We start from the raw sequence: 19,684 nt of genomic DNA, 5'->3' as shown, positions 1-19,684 counted from the left end.
TCTCGACAAGCTCGATCAGCGGATGGGGTCTCGATCAGCGGATGGGGTCTCGATCAGCGGATGGGGTCAGGCGCCGGAGATCTCGAGCTCGTGCTCGACGGCGGCGGAAAGGCGTTCGCGCAGTTCGGGAACCGAGATCTTCGCGATCACCTCGCCGAAGAAGCCACGGATCACCAGGCGGCGCGCCGTGTCCTCGGGGATGCCGCGCGACTGCAGATAGAAGAGATGCTCGTCATCGAAGCGGCCGGTGGCGCTGGCATGTCCGGCACCGACGATCTCGCCGGTCTCGATCTCCAGGTTGGGCACCGAGTCGGCGCGGGCGCCGTCGGTGAGCACCAGGTTGCGGTTGAGTTCGAAGGTGTCGGTGCCCTCGGCCTCCGGGCGGATCAGCACGTCGCCGATCCACACGGTGTGGGCCTCGCGGGCGCGGTCGGGCCGACTTCCCCTCGCTTCGCTCGACCGGGTATCTCCCTGCAGCGCGCCCTTGTAGACCACGTTGGAGCGGCAATGCGGCTGACTGTGATCGACGAGCAGGCGCTGTTCGAGGTGCTGCCCGGCGTCGGCGAAATACAGTCCCCAGAGTTCGACGTCGCCACCCGGAGCCCGATACTGCACGCGGGGCGAGATCCGCACCAGATCGCCGCCGAGGCTGATCGCGAAGTGCCGCACCACGGCGTCGCGGCCGACGCCGACATGATGCGCTGCCACGTGGACGGCGTCGTCGGCCCAGTCGTGCACGTTGACCACGGTCAGCGAGGCCTGGTCGCCGACAACGAATTCCACGTTCTCGGCGTAGGTTCCGCTGCCCTTCTGATCGAGCACCACCACGGCCCGGGCGAACGGTTCGAGCCGGATCTGCAGGTGCCCGTAGGCCACCTGGTCGACGCCCGGGCCGGTCACCGTGATGGTGACCGGTTCGGCGAGTTCCACCTCGCGCGCCACGGTCACCACGGTGGCCTGCTCGAACGAGGTGTAGGCCTGCGCGGCCACCCGGTCGAAGGGCACTCCCGCCTCGCCGAGACGCGCATCGTCGCGGCCCACGGTGTCCACCCGGACCCCGTCGGTGACGCCGTCGACCGTGACGGTGGCGGCTGCGGTGGCCGATGCGGTGCCGTCGTGCAGCCCGCGCAACCGGCGGAACGGGGTGAAGCGCCACGCCTCTTCACGCGGGCTCGGGATCTCGAACGCGTCGACGTCGAACGAGCTGAACAGTTCACCCTTGTTGACCTGGGCGATATCGCCGCCGGCGACGGGGGCGGCGTCGCCGCGCACAGGCAGTGTGGGGTCCGACATCAGCCGACCGATCCTTCCATCTGCAGTTCGATGAGCCGGTTGAGTTCGAGGGCGTACTCCATCGGCAGTTCCTTGGCGATTGGTTCCACGAACCCGCGGACCACCATCGCCATTGCCTCGTCTTCGGTGAGTCCACGGCTCATCAGGTAGAAGAGCTGGTCGTCGGAAACCTTGGACACCGTCGCCTCGTGACCCATGGTCACGTCGTCCTCGCGGATGTCGACGTACGGGTAGGTGTCGCTGCGCGAGATCGTGTCGACCAGCAGCGCATCGCATTTCACCGTCGACCGGCTGCCGTGTGCGCCGTTGTTGACCTTGATGAGGCCGCGGTAGGAGGCGCGGCCCCCACCGCGGGCCACCGACTTGGACACGATGTTGCTCGACGTGTTGGGCGCGAGATGCACCATCTTGGAACCGGTGTCCTGATGCTGTCCCTCGCCGGCGAACGCGACCGAGAGCACCTCGCCCTTGGCGTGCTCACCGGTCAGCCACACCGCCGGATACTTCATGGTGACCTTGGAACCGATGTTGCCGTCGATCCACTCCATGGTGGCGCCCGCCTCGGCCTTGGCGCGCTTGGTGACCAGGTTGTAGACGTTGTTCGACCAGTTCTGGATGGTGGTGTAGCGGCACCTGCCGCCCTTCTTGACGATGATCTCCACCACCGCCGAGTGCAGCGAATCGGTCTTGTAGATCGGTGCGGTGCAACCCTCGACGTAGTGCACGTAGGCGCCCTCGTCGACGATGATGAGGGTGCGCTCGAACTGGCCCATGTTCTCGGTGTTGATGCGGAAATAGGCCTGCAGCGGGATGTCGACGTGCACACCCGGCGGGACATAGATGAACGATCCGCCCGACCACACCGCGGTGTTGAGCGCGGAGAACTTGTTGTCGCCGGCGGGGATCACCGAACCGAAGTACTGCTGAAACAGCTCGGGATGCTCCTTGAGGCCGGTGTCGGTGTCGAGGAAGATCACGCCCTGGGCTTCGAGATCCTCACGGATCTGGTGGTAGACCACCTCAGACTCGTACTGGGCGGCGACGCCGGCCACCAGACGCTGCTTCTCGGCCTCGGGGATGCCGAGCTTGTCGTAGGTGTTCTTGATGTCCTCGGGCAGCTCATCCCAGGTGGTGGCCTGCTTCTCGGTGGAACGCACGAAGTACTTGATGTTGTCGAAGTCGATGCCCGACAGGTCGGCACCCCAGTGCGGCATCGGCTTGCGGTCGAAGATGCGCAGCGCCTTGAGCCGGTTCTCCAGCATCCACTCCGGCTCGCTCTTCTTGGCGGAGATGTCGGCGACCACCGCCGTGGAGAGCCCGCGCTGTGCGCTGGCACCGGCGATGTCGGAATCGGCCCAGCCGTACCCGTAATGCCCCAGGGAGGCGATTGTCTCTTCTTGGGTCAGCGGGCCGGGCGTGGTGGTCGGTGCACCGTTGGTGACCGCGGGGTCGGTGACAGTCATCGCGAGACCTTTCGAGTCGTCTTCTCCGGATGGGCAGCCGGAACGGTGGGAACGTGGGTCGTGCAGGCGCAATCGCCGTTGGCGATCGTCGCCAGCCGCTGGACGTGGGTGCCCAGCAGCTGGGTGAACGCGGCCGTCTCGGCCTCGCACAGTTGGGGGAACTCGGCCGCCACGTGTGCGACCGGGCAGTGGTGCTGGCAGATCTGCATGCCCGAGCCGACCTGCCGGGTGTTCGCGGCGTAACCGGCACTGGTCAACGCGTCGGCGATCTCGCCGACCGTGGTCGCCACCGACCCGGATTCGGCGACGGGGCGCACCCCCTTGACGATGCCGTCGATGCGGTCCCGGGCGAACTCGTCGATGGCGTCCTCACCGGCGATGTCGAGCAGCTTGCGCATCGCGGCGCCCGCGAGGTCGTCGTAGGCGTGGCGGAGTTTGCCGCGCCCGGTCGCGGTGAGCTGAAACCACTTGGCCGGACGTCCGCGACCCCGGTCGGCGGCGCCGAAGCCGGGTGACGCGACCTCCACGTCACCGGCCTCGAGCAGCGCATCGAGGTGACGGCGCACACCCGCCGGGCTGATGCCGAGGCGATCGGCGATCTCACCCGCGGTGAGCGGACCGTCTTCCACCAGCACGGACACCACAGCAGCACGCGTCTGCCCATCGTGGTGGACGGCGTCCTGGGACAACACGTCTTCGTTCCGCATGGTTTTCACAACGCCAGTGTGACGTAATTACTTCCCCGCTGCCAGCAAGGGTTGCCTAAGGGCACCACTGATCACGGTGGCGCGAGCCGCGCACGCCGAGCGGTCGCGAGAGGGTGTGACAACGGCGGTTAGAGTCGTCGTGTGCCAGAACCAACAGTCGTCCAGCGTGCGCTGGACTACGTCGGACTGCGCAAATCGCCCGATCGTCGCGACGCCGGCAGCGACGCGACCGGCGACTACGGCAAGTCGGTGGCGCTGCTGCACGACGACGAACGTGAGGTGGGCCCACTCAATGCGGCCGAGAACCGGCGGCTCAAGCGAATCCGGCTGTTCGGGGCGACCGGATCGGTGCTACTGCTGATCGGTTCGCTCGGCACGGGACAGATCCCTGTGCTGCAGAACCCCGTCGCCGGAATGCGCCTGCTGTCGCTGCCGTCACGGATGTGGAGCACTGCGCTCACGCTGTCGATCGGCGGGACGCTGATGCTGGTGGTCGCGTGGCTGATGATCGGCCGGTTCGCGGTGGGCAGGTTCGGCGTCGAGGTGCTCCAACGGCGCAGCCCGGAACGACGGATGACGCGCCGCCAGGCCGACGGCACGCTGCTCTTGTGGATCGCCCCGATCGTGATCGCCCCGCCGCTGCTGAGCAAGGACATCTATTCGTATCTGGCGCAGAGCGCCATCGCCCATCGCGGGATGGACCCGTATGTGGTGAGCCCGCTGCGGGGGCTCGGTGTGGACGACGTGCTGACCCGCTCGGTACCGAACCTCTGGCGCGACACTCCCGCGCCCTACGGTCCGTTCTTCCTGTGGATCGGCAAGGGCATCACGGCGTTGACCGGCGACAACATCACTGCCGCGATCTTCTTGCACCGCATCGTGGCGCTCATCGGTATCGCCTTGATCGTGTGGGCCCTGCCGCGGCTGGCGCGGCGGTGCGGCGTGTCAGGTGTTGCGGCCCTATGGCTGGGCGCGATGAATCCGCTGCTGATCCTGCATCTGGTCGGCGGTATCCACAACGAGGCGCTCATGCTCGGCCTGATGCTGGTGGGTCTCGAATTCTGCTTCCGCGCGATCTACGGCTTCGAACGTCTCCGGATACCCGGCACGCTGTGGCCGAGCCGCAGCGGATGGTTCCTCGTCGCCGGTGCTGCGATTCTGGCCACCTCCTCGATGGTCAAGGTCACCTCCATGCTGGCACTCGGATTCGTCGGGATCGCGCTCGCCCGGCGGTGGGGAGCCACGCTGCCGGCGCTGCGCAACGCTCCGCCGCGGACGTGGTGGTCCCGCTCGCGTCAGACAATCCGTGCGCTCGCCGCGTCGGCCGGGCTGCTCGGCGCGATCCTCGTCGTGGTGACCGTGTCGATCGCCACGGCGACCGGACTCGGCTTCGGGTGGACCAAGACGCTCTCCACCGGCGAGGTGGTGCGGTCGTGGATGTCGATGCCCACGCTGCTCTCCGTGGTGACCGGCCGGGTGGGGGTGTGGCTGGGGCTCGGCGATCAGACGCAGGCCGTTCTCGACGTCGCGCGACCGCTCGGTCAGCTCATCGCCGCGCTGATCATCGTGCGATGGATGCTGGCCACCCTGGCCGGACGGCTGCATCCGCTCGGCGCGCTGGGCGTCTCGATGGCCACGGTGGTGCTGTTCTTCCCGTTCGTGCAGGCCTGGTACCTGCTGTGGGCGGTGATCCCGCTGGCCGCGTGGGCCACCGGCCCGTGGTTCCGGCTGTCCACCATCGCGATATCGGCGATCATCTCGATCGTCGTGATGCCCACGAGTTCCAACACCAGCGGCGTGGTACTGGCCCAGGGGCTGCTGGCCGGCGTGATCATGGTGGCCGTTCTCACCGCACTGTTCTTCGAGGACCTACCGTTCCCGGGACGTCGACAACGCGCCGGACATCCCGAACCGGGCAGCGAGTGATGCACGTCATGTACCCGCGATCGTTTTCTCTCCCGGACCACCGTGGGCCTAGTCTTGCCATGTGCGCAGCACTGTTTCACCGACTCCCGCCGACGATCCGATGACCGGTCGTGGTCCCGGGGTCGCGCTGCGCGTTCGCGGGCTGGTGAAACGATTCGGCCATCACACCGCCGTCGACGGCCTCGACCTCGACCTGGCGTCGGGAACCGTGTTGGCGCTACTCGGCCCCAACGGCGCGGGCAAGACCACCACCGTGGAGATCTGCGAGGGATTCCAGCGCGCCGACGACGGCACAGTGGAAGTACTCGGGCTCGACCCGTGGCATGACAACGACGCGCTGCGCGCACGCATCGGTGTCATGTTGCAGGGCGGAGGCGCCTACCCGGGCGCCCGTGCCGAGGAGATGTTGCGGTTGTGCGCCTCCTATTCTGCCGATCCGATCGACCCGGCGTGGTTGCTCGACACTCTCGGACTCACGGCGGCCGCGCGCACCCCGTTTCGCCGTCTGTCCGGCGGCCAGCAGCAGCGGTTGTCGCTCGCGTGCGCCATCGTGGGTCGCCCCGACCTGGTGTTTCTCGACGAACCCACCGCCGGTCTGGACGCCCAGGCGCGGCTACTGGTGTGGGAGATCATCGACCGCCTACGTGCGGACGGGGTGTCGGTACTGCTGACCACCCACCTGATGGACGAAGCCGAAGAACTCGCCGATCACGTCGTGATCATCGATCGCGGGACGGTGGTCGCCGACGGCACACCGGCCGAACTGACCAGCCGTGGCGCGGAGAACGAGTTGCGTTTCACCGCGCCGCGCGGACTCGACCTGCGCATGCTCGAACTGGCCCTGCCCGAGGGCTACGTGTGCGCCGAATCCACTCCGGGCGGTTACCTCGTGGTCGGTCAGGTGACCCCCCAGGTGCTCGCGGCGGTGACCGCATGGTGCGCGAAGATCAACGTGCTGGCCACCGACCTGCGGGTGGAGACCCGCAGCCTCGAAGACGTGTTCCTCGACCTCACCGGACGGGAGCTGCGACCATGACCGGCACCCGCTCGTCGACCACCACCTTCCCGCCGGGAACCTTCGCGCCGCACCCGCGCCCGGCGTCGTTGCCCGCGATGCTCGCCGCACAGACCCGGCTCGAACTCACCCTGCTGCTGCGCAACGGCGAACAGTTGCTGCTGACCATGTTCATCCCGGTCACCCTGCTGATCGGCCTGAGTCTGCTGCCGCTCGACACCGATCTCGGTTCGACCAACGCCGAACGCGCGGCAACCCTGGTGCCGGCGATCCTGACGGTCGCCGTGATGTCGACAGCGTTCACCGGGCAGGCCATCGCGGTGGGGTTCGACCGGCGCTACGGCGCGTTGAAACGCTTGGGCGCCACGCCCATTCCGCGTTGGGGGATCATCGCGGGCAAGTCGTTGGCCGTGGTGATCGTGGTGATCTTCCAGTCGATCCTGCTCGGCGCCATCGGGGCCGCGTTCGGATGGCGCCCCGAACCGGTCGGCCTGCTCATCGGTGCGTTCGTCATCGCAGTGGGCACCGCCACGTTCTGCGCGCTCGGCCTGCTGCTCGGCGGCACCCTCAAGGCGGAGGTGGTGCTTGCGCTGGCCAACCTGCTGTGGTTCGCGATGGTGGGCATCGGCAGCCTCGTGGTGATGGAGTCGCGGGTACCCACAGCGGTCTGGTGGATCGCGCGTTGCGTGCCGTCGGGCGCCCTCACCGAGGCGCTCGAACGCGCGGCAGAAGGCGGCATCGACTTTTTCGGCATTGTGGTCTTGCTGGTGTGGGCGCTGGTAGGCGCCACTCTGGCGGTGAGGTGGTTCCGGTTCGAATGACGACATCACACACAACTCCCCCGGCGGCGTCCGGCGCCGACCCCGGATCCGCCGGCAGCACACCCGCCGCGGCGAACGGGTCGTCGGTGTTCTCCCGGATACCGGGATTCGGGCGGCCCACCGCCCGTTTCGTCCACGGCTGGGCGATCGCATCGCTGATCGCCAATGTGGGCATCATCGTGACCGGTGGTGCCGTCCGCCTCACTCAGTCGGGTCTGGGCTGCCCCACCTGGCCGCAGTGCACCGGTGACTCGCTGACCCCGCACCCCGCCCTCGGTATCCACGGGGCCATCGAATTCGGCAACCGCCTGCTCACCTGGGTGTTGGTGGCGATCGCGATCGCCACCTGGGTGGCGGTATGGCGCTATCGGGGCGGCGACCACCGCAACCGCAGGCTGGTGGTGCTTCTCGCGCTCGGTATCCCGTTCCAGGGCGTCGTCGGCGGCATCACCGTGCTCACCGACCTCAACCCGTGGGTGGTGGCCCTGCACTTCCTGCTGTCGATGGCGCTGGTGGCCGTCGCGACCGTGCTGGTCTATCGGACGTCGACCGCACCTCGCGCACAGGCACACGGGGTCGCCGCGCAGGTGGGTCGCGTCATCGCATGGCTGATCTTCGCCTTCACCTGGGCGGCCATCTACGTGGGCACCGTGGTCACCGGGTCGGGGCCGCACGCCGGTGACGCCGACGCCCCTCGCAACGGGCTGCGACCCGACCAGATGACGCAACTCCACGCCGACTTCGTTTTCGTGCTGATCGGCTTGAGTATCGCCGCGATCGTGATCACCCACGTGATGCGTCTACCGCAGGCCCGGGCGACGTTGCACTTCGCCGGACTGCTCGTATTGCAGGCGGCGCTCGGACTGGTGCAGTACCTGACCGATCTGCCGATCGTGCTGGTGATCCTCCACATGCTGGGCAGCGCCCTGCTCATGGTCGGGGCGACGTGGCTGGTGCTGTGGTTCACCCCGCGCCACGACGCCGACGAACGCCTCGACGCCGGGAACCAGGACGTCGGGGCCCAGCCGGGCGTCAGAGAATAGCGCTGTTGCGTGCCTTCGGGAAATGCTTCTGATGGGCCACCCATCCGGCCATCTTGCGGTAGTGCTCGGGCGACACGGTGGTCTCCGAGGTGAGGTCACGATCCCATTCGGCGATCTCCACACCCGGCACGGCGTCGACCACCGCGCGTGCGGTGTCGAGGTCGGCCACCACGCGGTCGCCGAGATAGCCGTTGGACTCGCCCACCAGGGTGATCCGGACACCTGCGGCGCCGATCGGCTGTAGCACCGCCTTGGCGCTCCCACCTTCGGCGGCGACGAACTTCTTGATCGACTCGACCACGCTCATGGTCTACAGAGCATACCGGCCCCACCTCGGCGAGAAATGGCAGAGTAGTCGGCTATGAACTCCCCCGCGCCGGAACGCGAAATCCTCACCTGGGAACTCAACGGGATCGCCTGCCGCGAACTGGCACGTTCGATCGCCGACGACCGATTCGTGCCCGACATCATCCTCGGCATCGCCCGCGGTGGCCTGATCCCCGCGGGAGCGCTGGCCTACGCATTGGACTGCAAGCTGCTCATCTCGCTGAATGTCGAGTTCTACACCGGCGTCGGTGAGACGTTGTCGGAGCCGGTGATGTTGCCGTCACTGCTCGAGAGCAGCGGACTGCACGATCAGAAGGTGCTCGTGGTCGACGACGTCGCCGATTCGGGCAAGACACTCAAACTCGTCGATGACTTCTGCGAACAGCAGGGTCGTGTCGCCGAGGTCCGCAACGCGGTGATCTACCAAAAGCCCCACACCATCACCCGCCCCGACTACTTCTGGCGGCTCACCGACAAGTGGATCAACTTCCCGTGGTCGGTGGATCCGCCGTTGGTCGATCACCTGTAGAACGTAGGTATGCGTGCCATCCAGGTGACCCGCCACGGCGGCCCAGACGTTCTGACCTACGGCACCGTCGACGACCCGATCCCCGCACCCGACGAGGTGATCGTGCGGACCACCGCGATCGGCGTCAACTTCATCGACACCTACCTGCGGCGTGGCCTGTACCCGTCGACACCCCCGTACGTGCCCGGCACCGAGGGTGCCGGCGAGGTGGTCACGGTGGGCGCCGACGTGACCGGTGTCGACGTGGGCCGGCGGGTGTGCTGGGTGGACGCGCCCGCAAGCTACGCCGAGCTCGTCGCGGTGCGCGCCGACCGGGCGATGCCGGTTCCCGACGGCGTGCCCGACGAGGTCGCCGGTGCCACCATGCTGCGCGGACTGACCGCGCACTATCTGCTGCGTGGCAGCGCGAATCCCGACGAGGGCGACGTGGTTCTCGTGCACGCCGGGGCGGGCGGTGTGGGACTCATCCTCACCCAACTCGCCAAGCAGAGCGGCGTGCGGGTGATCACCACCGTCTCCACCGACGAAAAGGCCGAACTGTCGGCGGCGGCAGGCGCCGACCACGTGCTGCGCTACGGAACCGACCTGGTGTCGCAGATTCGCGAAATCACCGACGGCCGCGGCGTGTCGGTGGCCTACGACGGCGTGGGTGCCGACACCTTCGACCAATCGCTGGCCGCGACCGCGGTGCGCGGCACCATCGTCGTGTTCGGAGCCGCCAGCGGCCCGGTGCCGCCGTTCGACATCCAACGCCTCAACGCGGGCGGATCCCTGTCGGTGACCCGACCCACACTCGCGCATTTCATCTCCGACCCCGACGAACTCCGGTGGCGGGCCGGTGAGTACTTCGCGGCCATCCTCGGGGGTCTCGACGCGCGCATCGGTCAGCGGTATCGCCTCGCCGACGCCGCGCTGGCGCAAACGGATCTGGAGGGACGCACCACAACCGGCGCGACAGTGCTGGTGCCCTAGGCGCCGCCGGGCCGAGCAGCCGGGCGACACGGCGGTCCCGCCGGCGGCGGTTTCAGAAGTAGCCGGCGATGGTCGGCAGGTTGATCACCGCGTCGATCGCCAGACCGCAGAACAGCACCGCAAGGTACTCGTTGGACTGCAGGAAGATCTTCAGCGGCGTGACCTCGGCGCCGCGGCGGGTGTCCCGGTACAGCAGGTGCACCCGGGAGAGGAACCATCCGCCGGCGATCACCGCGACCGCGGCGTAGATCCAGCTCGCCGCCGGAACCAGGATGAGCGAACTGATGACGGTGAGCCAGGTGTAGATCAGTATCTGCCGGGTGACCCGTTCGTCGTCGGCGATCACCGGGAGCATCGGTACCCCGGCCGCCTTGTAATCCTCGCGGTAGCGCATCGCGAGCGCCCAGGTGTGCGGCGGCGTCCAGAAGAAGATGACGGCGAACAGCACCACCGGCTGCCAGCTCAGCGAACCGGTCACCGCGGACCAGCCGACCAGTGTCGGCATGCATCCGGCGGCCCCGCCCCACACCACGTTCTGCCAGGTGCGGCGCTTGAGGATCATCGTGTAGACGACGACGTAGAACACGATCGTGGCCGACACGAGGAGCGCGCTGAGGAGATTCGCCGCCCACCACAACACCGCGAACGACGCCGCCCACAGCACGATGCCGAAGATCAGGGCGTTGTGCGTGGCCACCGCGTGTCGGGCCAGCGGACGGCGGGCGGTGCGGCGCATCTTCTTGTCGATGTCCGCGTCGACCACCATGTTGAGGGTGTTGGCGCTCGCCGCGCCCAGCCAGCCGCCCAGCAGGGTGAATGCGATGACGGCGATGTCGACGTGTCCGCGGTCGGCCTGCAGCATCACCGGAATGGTCGCCACCAGCAGCAGTTCGATGACGCGCGGTTTGGTCAGCGCGATATACGCGAGAACCAACGAACGCGCGCGATACAGCCGGCCCGAGTCCGTCCCGGAAGTGACGGTGGAGTCGGAGGTACCGCGAGTCGTGGCGGATGTATCTCCGCTCACATGCTCACCGATCCTCACGTCATTGGTACCTCGTGGACAACTACTCTGCATGGTAGACGTTGCCCTCGGCGGAGGAAGAATTGAGGGCGTCGACCGAAGCTGACCTGGCCCATCGGGCGGTCGGACGGATTTCACTCACTCGACGCGCCAGCACGACTCGACGGTGACTACTCTGGTCTGGGAAGAGGCCGAGGTCCCAACGGTGGACCTCACCCTCGCCGCCAGCTCAGGCATCGACATCACACGCCAACAGGTACAGGAGACCTCACGACCGTGGCCCACACAGACGAGATTCGCGAACGCACCACAGCGGTGCACCCCGACGACTGGTCCGACGTGGACACCCGCGCCGTTGACACCGCCCGCATCCTGGCTGCCGATGCCGTGCAGAAGGTCGGCAACGGCCATCCAGGCACCGCGATGAGCCTCGCACCGCTCGCCTACACGCTCTTCCAGCGGGTGATGCGACACGATCCCACCGACACCACCTGGGTGGGTCGCGACCGCTTCGTGCTGTCATGCGGGCATTCGAGCCTCACCCTCTACATCCAGCTCTATCTGGGCGGTTTCGGACTCGAACTGTCCGACATCGAGTCGCTGCGCACGTGGGATTCGCTGACACCGGGCCACCCGGAGTTCCGTCACACCAAGGGCGTCGAGATCACCACCGGCCCGCTCGGCCAGGGATTGGCGTCCGCGGTCGGGATGAGCATGGCGTCGCGCTACGAGCGCGGGCTGTTCGACCCGGACGCCGCCGCCGGCGCCAGCCCCTTCGACCACCACATCTACGTGATCGCCTCCGACGGCGACATCGAGGAGGGCGTCACCTCCGAGGCCTCCTCGCTGGCCGGCACCCAGGAACTGGGCAACCTGATCGTCTTCTACGACCAGAACCAGATCTCCATCGAGGACGACACCGACATCGCACTGTCGGAGAACGTCGCGCTGCGCTACGAGGCGTACGGCTGGCATGTACAGACCGTCGACGGCGGTGAGAACGTCGTCGCCATCGAGGACGCGATCAAGACGGCGCAGGCCGTCACCGACAAGCCGTCGCTGATCTGTCTGCGCACCATCATCGGCTACCCCGCGCCGGACAAGATGAACACCGGGGCGGCACACGGCTCGGCGCTCGGTGCCGACGAGGTGGCGGCCACCAAGAAGATCCTCGGTTTCGACCCGGACAAGACCTTCGAGGTGTCCGAAGAGGTGATCACCCACACCCGCAAGCTGGTTGAACGCGGTGCCGAGGCCAAGGCGCAGTGGCAGACGGCGTTCGACGCGTGGGCCGCCGCCAACCCCGACAACAAGTCGCTCTTCGACCGTCTGCAGGCGCATGAACTGCCCGCAGGCTGGACCGACGCGCTGCCGTCGTGGGAGCCCGGCGACAAGCCCGTCGCCACCCGTGCGGCGTCGGGCAAGGTGCTCTCCGCGCTCGGACCCGTGCTGCCCGAACTGTGGGGCGGTTCGGCCGACCTCGCCGGTTCCAACAACACCACCATCGACGGCGCCGAATCGTTCGGTCCGACGTCCATCAGCACCAAGAAGTGGTCGGCCAATCCGTTCGGCCGCACGCTGCATTTCGGCATCCGCGAGCATGCGATGGGCGCGATCCTGTCCGGCATCGTGCTGCACGGACCCACCCGCGCCTACGGCGGCACCTTCCTGCAGTTCTCCGACTACATGCGTCCCGCGGTGCGGTTGGCGTCGCTGATGGAGATCGACCCGATCTACGTGTGGACCCACGACTCGATCGGCCTCGGCGAGGACGGCCCCACCCACCAGCCGGTCGAACACCTCGCCGCCCTGCGCGCCATCCCCCACCTCGACGTGATCCGGCCCGCGGACGCCAACGAGACCGCCGCCGCGTGGGCGCACCTACTGACCCGGCGCAATCACCCGGCCGGACTCGCGCTCACCCGCCAGAACGTGGCCGTTCTGGAGGGCACGTCCGCCCAGGGCGTGGCCAACGGTGCCTACGTCCTCAGCGAGGCCGACGGCGACCCGCAGGTCGTGATCATCGGCACCGGCTCGGAGGTCGAGCTCGCGGTGGCGGCGCAGAAAGCGTTGGCCGAGAAGGGTGTTGCCGCCCGCGTGGTGTCGATGCCGTGCATGGAGTGGTTCGACGAGCAGCCTCAGGGCTACCGCGATTCGGTGCTCCCGCCGGCCGTGCCGCGGGTGTCGGTGGAAGCCGGTATCGCGATGCCGTGGTACCGCATCGTCGGCGCCGGCGGCGAGATCGTGTCGCTCGAACACTTCGGCGCATCCGCCGATTACAAGGTGCTCTACGAGAAATTCGGTATCACCGCGGAGGCCGTCACCGACGCCGCACTTCGCGCGGTGGCCGGCTGACCCTTCAACACGTCCACAATCTCGAGCCGAGGAGAGACCCGTGACCCAGAACGAGAAGCTCGCCGAACTGTCCGCCGCCGGGGTATCGGTGTGGCTGGACGACCTGTCCCGTGACCTGATCGGATCGGGACAGCTCAACGACCTGATCGACACGCGTTCGGTGGTCGGGGTGACCACCAACCCGTCGATCTTCCAGGCCGCGCTGTCGAAGGGAACGAGCTACGACGCGCAGGTCAACGAACTCGCCGCCCGCGGCGCCGACGTGGACGCCACGGTCCGCACCGTGACCACCGACGATGTGCGCAACGCCTGCGACGTGCTCGCCGGGGTGTACGAGCAGTCCAGTGGCGTCGACGGGCGCGTATCCATCGAGGTGGATCCGCGCCTGGCGCACGACACCGACGCCACCGTCGCCCAGGCCGTCGAACTCTGGAAGATCGTCGATCGCCCCAACCTGCTGATCAAGATCCCCGCCACCAAGGCCGGTCTGCCCGCCATCACGAAGGTCATCGGCGAGGGCATCAGCGTCAACGTGACCCTGATCTTCTCGGTGGACCGCTACGGCGAGGTGATGGACGCCTACCTCGACGGTCTCGACGCCGCCGCGGCGGCCGGACATGATCTGTCCCGAATCCATTCGGTGGCCTCCTTCTTCGTCTCCCGCGTGGACACCGAGGTGGACAACCGGCTCGATGCCATCGGCACCCCCGAGGCGGTGGAACTCAAGGGCAAGGCCGCGCTGGCCAACGCGCGGCTGGCGTATTCGGCCTACCAGCAGGTGTTCGAGGTGTCGTCGCGATTCCCCGAACTGCTGGCCAAAGGTGCCCGGCCGCAGCGGCCGCTGTGGGCGTCGACCGGCACCAAGAACGCCGACTACCCCGACACGCTGTACGTCAGCGACCTGGTGGCACCGAACACGGTGAACACGATGCCGGGCAAGACGATGGAGGCATTCGCCGACCACGGGTGGGTGGACACGTCGTCGATCGTGGGGCGTGCGCAGGAATCGCAGGAGACGTTCGATGCGATCTCCGCGCTGGGCGTCGACTTCACCGACGTGTTCGCCGTCCTCGAGGACGAGGGTGTGCAGAAGTTCGAGGACGCCTGGAACGAGCTGCTCACCGCGACTTCCGAGCAGCTCGCCGCCGCGGCCGAGGGATGACCCGGGTGTCCGAGCGCACCACCACTTGGAAGAACCCGCTGCGGGATCCCCGCGACAAGCGTCTGGCGCGCATCGCCGGACCGTGCAGTCTGGTGATTTTCGGCGTCACCGGCGACCTCGCCCGCAAGAAGCTGATGCCCGCGGTCTACGACCTGGCCAACCGCGGACTGCTGCCGCCGTCGTTCGCGCTGGTCGGGTTCGCCCGACGCGACTGGGACGACGAGGATTTCGCCAAAGTGGTGCACGACGCGGTTCGTGAACACGCCCGCACCGGGTTCCGCGAGGAGGTCTGGGAGCGCCTCTCCGAGGGGTTCCGGTTCGTGCAGGGCTCCTTCGACGACGACGCCGCCTTCGACCGGCTCAAGCAGACGCTGCAGCAACTCGACAAAGAGCGCGGCACCGACGGCAACCACGCGTTCTACCTGTCGATCCCGCCGAAAGCGTTCCCGCAGGTCTGCGCTCAGCTCCAACGCAGCGGTCTCGCGGCGGAGGAGGGCGACGACTGGCGTCGGGTGGTGATCGAGAAACCCTTCGGTCACGACCTCGACTCGGCCAAGGAACTCAACGCCATCGTCAACAGCGTCTTCCCCGAGTCGTCGGTGTTCCGCATCGACCACTACCTCGGCAAGGAGACCGTGCAGAACATCCTTGCGCTGCGCTTTGCCAACCAACTGTTCGATCCGCTGTGGAGTTCGCACTACGTCGACCACGTGCAGATCACCATGGCCGAGGACATCGGCCTCGGAGGTCGCGCGGGCTATTACGACGGCATCGGCGCCGCGCGCGACGTCATCCAGAATCACCTGCTGCAGTTGATGGCGCTCATCGCGATGGAGGAACCGATCTCCTTCGAGCCCAAGCAATTACAGGCCGAGAAGATCAAGGTGCTCTCGGCGACGAGTAACATCCTGCCGCTCGAGGAGAACACCGCGCGCGGACAGTACGGTCCGGGCTGGCAGGGCAGCCAGAAGGTGCCCGGGTTGCTCGAAGAAGAGGGCTTCGCGAAGGACTCCACCACCGAGACCTTCGCCGCGATCGCACTGGAGGTCGATTCCCGCCGATGGGCCGGGGTGCCGTTCTATCTGCGCACCGGAAAACGGCTGGGCCGACGCGTCACCGAGATCGCCCTGGTGTTCAAGCGGGCGCCGCATCTGCCGTTCGACAAGACGATGACCGAAGAACTCTCGCAGAATGCGCTGGTGATCCGGGTGCAGCCCGACGAGGGCATCACGCTGCGCTTCGGTTCGAAGGTGCCCGCGTCGAGCATGGAGGTCCGCGACGTCAACATGGACTTCAGTTACGGGACCGCCTTCACCGAGGCGTCACCGGAGGCGTACGAACGACTGATTCTCGACGTGCTGTTGGGCGAACCGTCGCTGTTCCCGGTGAACGCCGAGGTGGAACTCGCGTGGCGGATCCTCGATCCGGTGCTCGAGCACTGGGCGGCCGGGGGCACACCGGACACCTACGAGTCGGGCACATGGGGACCCGATTCTGCCGACGAGATGATGTCGCGGACCGGACGCTCCTGGCGTCGCCCGTGAAATCCGAACAGGAGTCGCAGCGATGATCGTGACATTGCCGAACACGTCGACCAGCAACGTGGCGAAGAAGATCGTCGAGGTTCGTGAATCCGGCGGCGCCATCAGCCTCGGTCGCGTGCTGACGCTGGTTGTCGTCGCCGAACACGGCGAGCCGACGGAGGCCGCGATCGAGGCGGCCGTCGGGGCCAGTAGTGAACATCCCAGCCGCGTCATCGTCGTGTCCTGCGGCACCCGCTCGGGTGAATCCCGGCTCGACGCGGAGATCCGGGTGGGCGGCGACGCCGGCGCGTCGGAGGTGGTGGTGCTCTTGCTGGCGGGCGAACTCGCCGATCACCCGCACTCGGTGGTGACCCCGTTCCTGCTGCCCGACACCCCCATCGTCATCTGGTGGCCCGGTGCGGCGCCGGAGAACCCGGCGGCCGATCCGATGGGCAAGATCGGTCGGCGGCGCATCCTGGATGCGACGAAGTCGGCGAACCCGGAATCGGTCCTCGAACGGCGTCTGGCCACCTATGCACCCGGCGACACCGACCTGGCCTGGACCCAGATCACGCACTGGCGAGGTCTGCTCGCGTCGGCGGCGGATCGTCCGCCGCATACGCCGATCATCTCGGCCGAGGTGACCGGCCCGGCCGTCTCACCGAGCATCGATCTGCTCGCGGGGTGGTTGCGTGCCGCACTGGCCGTTCCCACCGAGCGTCGGGTGGGCAGCTTCGAGGTGCGCCTGCACCGCGACGACGGTGTCACCGTGCTCTCGATCGACGAGAACGGCAACGCGGTGATGAGCTCGCCCGGCAAACCCGACGGCCGGGTGGCGATGATGCACCGGGATCTGCGGATTTGCCTGGCCGAAGAGCTGCGCAGACTCGACACAGACGAGGTGTACGCGATGGCGTTGCGCGGCGCGGTGACCGAATTCGCCGAGGGGGCACCCGCGTGAGCGTGGAGACCCTGGTGTTCGGCGACAAGAGCGAGTTGGTGGTGGTCGCCGCGGAGCGCTTCGTCGACCTCATCGGGCGGGCGCAGGCCGAGCGTGGTTCCGCATCGGTGGTGTTGACCGGCGGAAGCAACGGCGTCGGGATTCTGCGTGCGCTGGCTCCCGGCAGCGGGATCGACACCAGCGGCGTGGACTGGTCGCGCATCGACTTCTATTGGGGCGACGAACGATTCGTTTCCGCCGACGATCCGGAACGCAATTACGGACAGGCCGTCGAGGCACTGTTGGCGCACGTGCCCGTCGATCCCGCCCGGGTTCATCCGATGGCCGCATCGGACGGGCCGTTTGCCGACGACATCTCGCTCGCGGCGTTCGACTACGCCGCCACCCTGGCCGAGGCATCCGACGACGGCCGGGCCCCGCGCTTCGACCTGCACCTGCTGGGCATGGGCGGCGAGGGCCACATCAACTCGCTGTTCCCCCACTCCGCGGCCACCGCTGAAACCGTACGCACGGTGGTGACGGTGGAGAACTCGCCCAAGCCCCCGCCGCGACGCCTCACCCTGACGCTTCCCGTGGTCAACCGAAGCACCGCGGTGTGGTTCCTGGTGTCCGGGGCGGACAAGGCCGACGCCGTCGCCGCAGCCCACGCCGGCGCCGATCCGGCCGACTGGCCGTGCGCCGGCGCCCACGGTTCTGCGCAGACGATCTGGTTCCTCGACGACGACGCCGCGTCGAAACTCCCCTCCTGACGCCTCGCACCTCGTCGAGCGTGCCCGGATCCGAGTCGAGCGTGCCCAGATCCGAGTCGAGCGGGCCCGGATCCGCGTCGAGCGTGCCCAGATCCGCGTCGAGCGTGCCCAGATCCGCGTCGAGCGTGCCCAGATCCGAGTCGAGTGGGCCCAGATCCGAGTCGAGCGTGCCCGGATTTGGGTCGAGCGTGCCCGGATTTGGGTCGAGCGTGCCCGGATCCGAGTCGAGTGGGCCCGGATTTGGGTCGAGCGTGCCCGGATCTGAGTCGAGTGGGCGGTGATCGCCGCCGAAACACGGTGATCGACGACCTCGGCGGTGAATAATGTCGCCAACGAGGAGGACCACATGACCACCGATCTCACGAGCCCGTCGTCCGCTGCAACCGAACCCCACGACGACGGTTTTGGCGCCGACGATCTCCATGCCCTTCGGCGGGTGCAGGCATCTGGCCGCACCCGGGGACTCGACTGGCGACGCGCTCAATTGACGGGCCTCGACCGGATGCTGACCGAACGCGAGAACGACATCGCCGCCGCGCTCGATGCAGATCTACGTCGTACGGGTTTCGACGCCTTCATCGGCGACATCGCGTCGACGCGGGCCGAAGTGCTCTTCGCCCGCAAACACGTGAAGAAGTGGATGCGACGACGCCGGGTGTCATTGCCGCTCAACCAGTTACCGTCTCGGGGTTGGGTTCAGTTCGAGCCGCTGGGCGCGGTGCTCATCATCGGTCCGTGGAACTATCCGTTCCAGCTCGTCCTCTCCCCTCTCGTCGGTGCGCTCGCCGCAGGCAACTGTGTCGTCATCAAGCCATCCGAGGTGGCCCCGGCAACCGCCGCGCTGCTGGCCGATCTGCTGCCGCGCTATCTCGACGAGTCCGCTGTGAAGGTGGTCGAGGGCGATGCGGCAACCACCCAGGCGCTCATCGCGCTGGGCTTCGATCATGTTGTTTTCACCGGTGGCACCGAGATCGGCCGCAAAGTACTCGCCGCAGCGGCACCCACGTTGACGCCGGTCACCCTCGAACTCGGCGGCAAGAGCCCCACCTACGTCGCGTCCGACGCCGACATCGAGGTGGCCGCCCGACGGATCGCCTGGACCAAGTTCTTCAACTCGGGGCAGACGTGCATTGCACCCGACTACGTGCTGGCCGATCGTCGGATCGTCGACCGCCTGGTGGATGCGCTGGTCGCGACCGTCGCCACGTTCCGCAGCGAACGGCCCGTCGGCGAAGGCATGCCGATCGTCAACGAACGGCAATACGCGCGGATCGTGTCGTATCTTGAGGCGACAAACGGGCGCATTGTCCTCGGCGGCCGCGCCGATCCCGACGAGCAACGCATCGAACCGACCATCGTCCGCGACCCCTCCCCCGACGAAGCCCTCATGCAGAACGAGATCTTCGGTCCGGTGTTGCCGATCCTGACAGTCGACTCTGCCGACGATGTGATCGACTTCGTCAACGCCCGTCCGAAACCGTTGGCGTTCTACGTGTTCAGTAGCTCGACATCGGCGGCACGACACCTCATCGACGCCATTCCCGCCGGCGGCGCCGTGGTGAATCACGCCATGATGCACTGCCTGGTTCCCCAGCTACCGTTCGGCGGTGTGGGACCCAGCGGTATGGGTGCCTACCACGGGCCGTGGGGATTCGAGGCATTCAGCCACCGCAAGGCGGTCCTGGCCAAACCGAGTAAACCCGACCTCTCCCTGATCTATCCGCCGTACTCCGCGCGCGACATCAAGATCCTGCGCAAGCTCTTCTGAGAGCACCCCGAACCGGGCACGCTCGACCCCGAACCGGGCACGCTCG

General features: G+C 67.5%; 17 protein-coding genes. 12 read left to right on the top strand and 5 right to left on the bottom strand.

Annotation, left to right across the window (positions count from 1 at the left end):
- Positions 1-66 precede the first annotated feature (66 nt).
- The 3 genes from sufD to ACWDSI_RS05105 are packed head-to-tail and all read right to left on the bottom strand — an operon-like array spanning position 67 to position 3,463.
- Positions 67-1,293 carry a Fe-S cluster assembly protein SufD gene (sufD, locus tag ACWDSI_RS05115; RefSeq protein WP_449746386.1) on the bottom strand — a complete coding sequence of 409 codons (1,227 nt, stop codon included), beginning with the start codon at positions 1,291-1,293 and terminating at the stop codon, positions 67-69.
- Entirely contained in the window at positions 1,293-2,756 is a 1,464-nt protein-coding gene (sufB, locus tag ACWDSI_RS05110) for a Fe-S cluster assembly protein SufB (protein ID WP_449746387.1), read from the bottom strand. The genes sufD and sufB overlap by 1 nt, the downstream gene beginning before the upstream one ends.
- Complete coding sequence (locus ACWDSI_RS05105; protein ID WP_449755852.1) at positions 2,753-3,463, bottom strand: helix-turn-helix transcriptional regulator; 711 nt, start codon at positions 3,461-3,463, stop codon at positions 2,753-2,755. The genes sufB and ACWDSI_RS05105 overlap by 4 nt, the downstream gene beginning before the upstream one ends.
- 141 nt (positions 3,464-3,604) lie before the next feature.
- Here ACWDSI_RS05105 and mptB point away from each other — a divergent pair, with 141 nt between their 5' ends.
- The 4 genes from mptB (at position 3,605) to ACWDSI_RS05085 (ending at position 8,268) form a co-directional block, all read left to right on the top strand.
- Entirely contained in the window at positions 3,605-5,389 is a 1,785-nt protein-coding gene (mptB, locus tag ACWDSI_RS05100) for a polyprenol phosphomannose-dependent alpha 1,6 mannosyltransferase MptB (RefSeq protein ID WP_449746389.1), read from the top strand.
- Between the two features lie 100 nt (positions 5,390-5,489).
- Positions 5,490-6,425, top strand: a complete 936-nt coding sequence (locus ACWDSI_RS05095) for an ABC transporter ATP-binding protein (protein ID WP_449746512.1) — start codon at positions 5,490-5,492, stop codon at positions 6,423-6,425.
- Positions 6,422-7,225 carry an ABC transporter permease gene (locus ACWDSI_RS05090; protein ID WP_449755851.1) on the top strand — a complete coding sequence of 268 codons (804 nt, stop codon included), beginning with the start codon at positions 6,422-6,424 and terminating at the stop codon, positions 7,223-7,225. Before ACWDSI_RS05095 ends, ACWDSI_RS05090 begins: the two co-directional genes overlap by 4 nt.
- Positions 7,222-8,268 (top strand): COX15/CtaA family protein, encoded by a 1,047-nt coding sequence (locus tag ACWDSI_RS05085; RefSeq protein WP_449755850.1) that lies wholly within the window; start codon positions 7,222-7,224, stop codon positions 8,266-8,268. Before ACWDSI_RS05090 ends, ACWDSI_RS05085 begins: the two co-directional genes overlap by 4 nt.
- On the opposite strand, the gene ACWDSI_RS05080 is transcribed toward ACWDSI_RS05085, so the two are convergent.
- A complete protein-coding gene (locus ACWDSI_RS05080; protein WP_449755849.1) occupies positions 8,258-8,575 on the bottom strand; it encodes a hypothetical protein in 318 nt (105 codons plus the stop codon). The genes ACWDSI_RS05085 and ACWDSI_RS05080 overlap by 11 nt on opposite strands.
- 54 nt (positions 8,576-8,629) lie before the next feature.
- Between ACWDSI_RS05080 and ACWDSI_RS05075 the strand changes: the two genes are divergently transcribed.
- Both ACWDSI_RS05075 and ACWDSI_RS05070 read left to right on the top strand, forming a co-directional pair.
- A complete protein-coding gene (locus tag ACWDSI_RS05075) occupies positions 8,630-9,124 on the top strand; it encodes a phosphoribosyltransferase (RefSeq protein WP_449755848.1) in 495 nt (164 codons plus the stop codon).
- 9 nt (positions 9,125-9,133) lie between these two features.
- A complete protein-coding gene (locus ACWDSI_RS05070) occupies positions 9,134-10,096 on the top strand; it encodes a quinone oxidoreductase family protein (protein ID WP_449755847.1) in 963 nt (320 codons plus the stop codon).
- A 52-nt stretch (positions 10,097-10,148) separates the two neighbouring features.
- On the opposite strand, the gene ACWDSI_RS05065 is transcribed toward ACWDSI_RS05070, so the two are convergent.
- Complete coding sequence (locus ACWDSI_RS05065; protein WP_449755846.1) at positions 10,149-11,123, bottom strand: heme o synthase; 975 nt, start codon at positions 11,121-11,123, stop codon at positions 10,149-10,151.
- 273 nt (positions 11,124-11,396) lie between these two features.
- Between ACWDSI_RS05065 and tkt the strand changes: the two genes are divergently transcribed.
- The 6 genes from tkt to ACWDSI_RS05035 all read left to right on the top strand — a co-directional run bounded on the left by tkt (position 11,397) and on the right by ACWDSI_RS05035 (position 19,638).
- Complete coding sequence (gene tkt / locus ACWDSI_RS05060) at positions 11,397-13,475, top strand: transketolase (RefSeq protein WP_449746396.1); 2,079 nt, start codon at positions 11,397-11,399, stop codon at positions 13,473-13,475.
- Positions 13,476-13,515: 40 nt separating this feature from the next.
- Positions 13,516-14,637 carry a transaldolase gene (gene tal, locus ACWDSI_RS05055; RefSeq protein WP_449746397.1) on the top strand — a complete coding sequence of 374 codons (1,122 nt, stop codon included), beginning with the start codon at positions 13,516-13,518 and terminating at the stop codon, positions 14,635-14,637.
- Positions 14,634-16,181 (top strand): glucose-6-phosphate dehydrogenase, encoded by a 1,548-nt coding sequence (gene zwf, locus ACWDSI_RS05050; RefSeq protein WP_449746398.1) that lies wholly within the window; start codon positions 14,634-14,636, stop codon positions 16,179-16,181. Before tal ends, zwf begins: the two co-directional genes overlap by 4 nt.
- 22 nt (positions 16,182-16,203) lie before the next feature.
- Positions 16,204-17,121 (top strand): glucose-6-phosphate dehydrogenase assembly protein OpcA, encoded by a 918-nt coding sequence (locus tag ACWDSI_RS05045; RefSeq protein ID WP_449746399.1) that lies wholly within the window; start codon positions 16,204-16,206, stop codon positions 17,119-17,121.
- Positions 17,118-17,870 (top strand): 6-phosphogluconolactonase, encoded by a 753-nt coding sequence (gene pgl / locus ACWDSI_RS05040; RefSeq protein ID WP_449755845.1) that lies wholly within the window; start codon positions 17,118-17,120, stop codon positions 17,868-17,870. Before ACWDSI_RS05045 ends, pgl begins: the two co-directional genes overlap by 4 nt.
- 346 nt (positions 17,871-18,216) lie before the next feature.
- Positions 18,217-19,638, top strand: a complete 1,422-nt coding sequence (locus ACWDSI_RS05035) for an aldehyde dehydrogenase family protein (protein WP_449746401.1) — start codon at positions 18,217-18,219, stop codon at positions 19,636-19,638.
- The last annotated feature ends 46 nt before the right edge of the window (positions 19,639-19,684 follow it).

Source organism: Gordonia sp. NPDC003429 (genome assembly GCF_053588575.1).
This window is presented reverse-complemented; position numbering and strand designations above follow the sequence as displayed.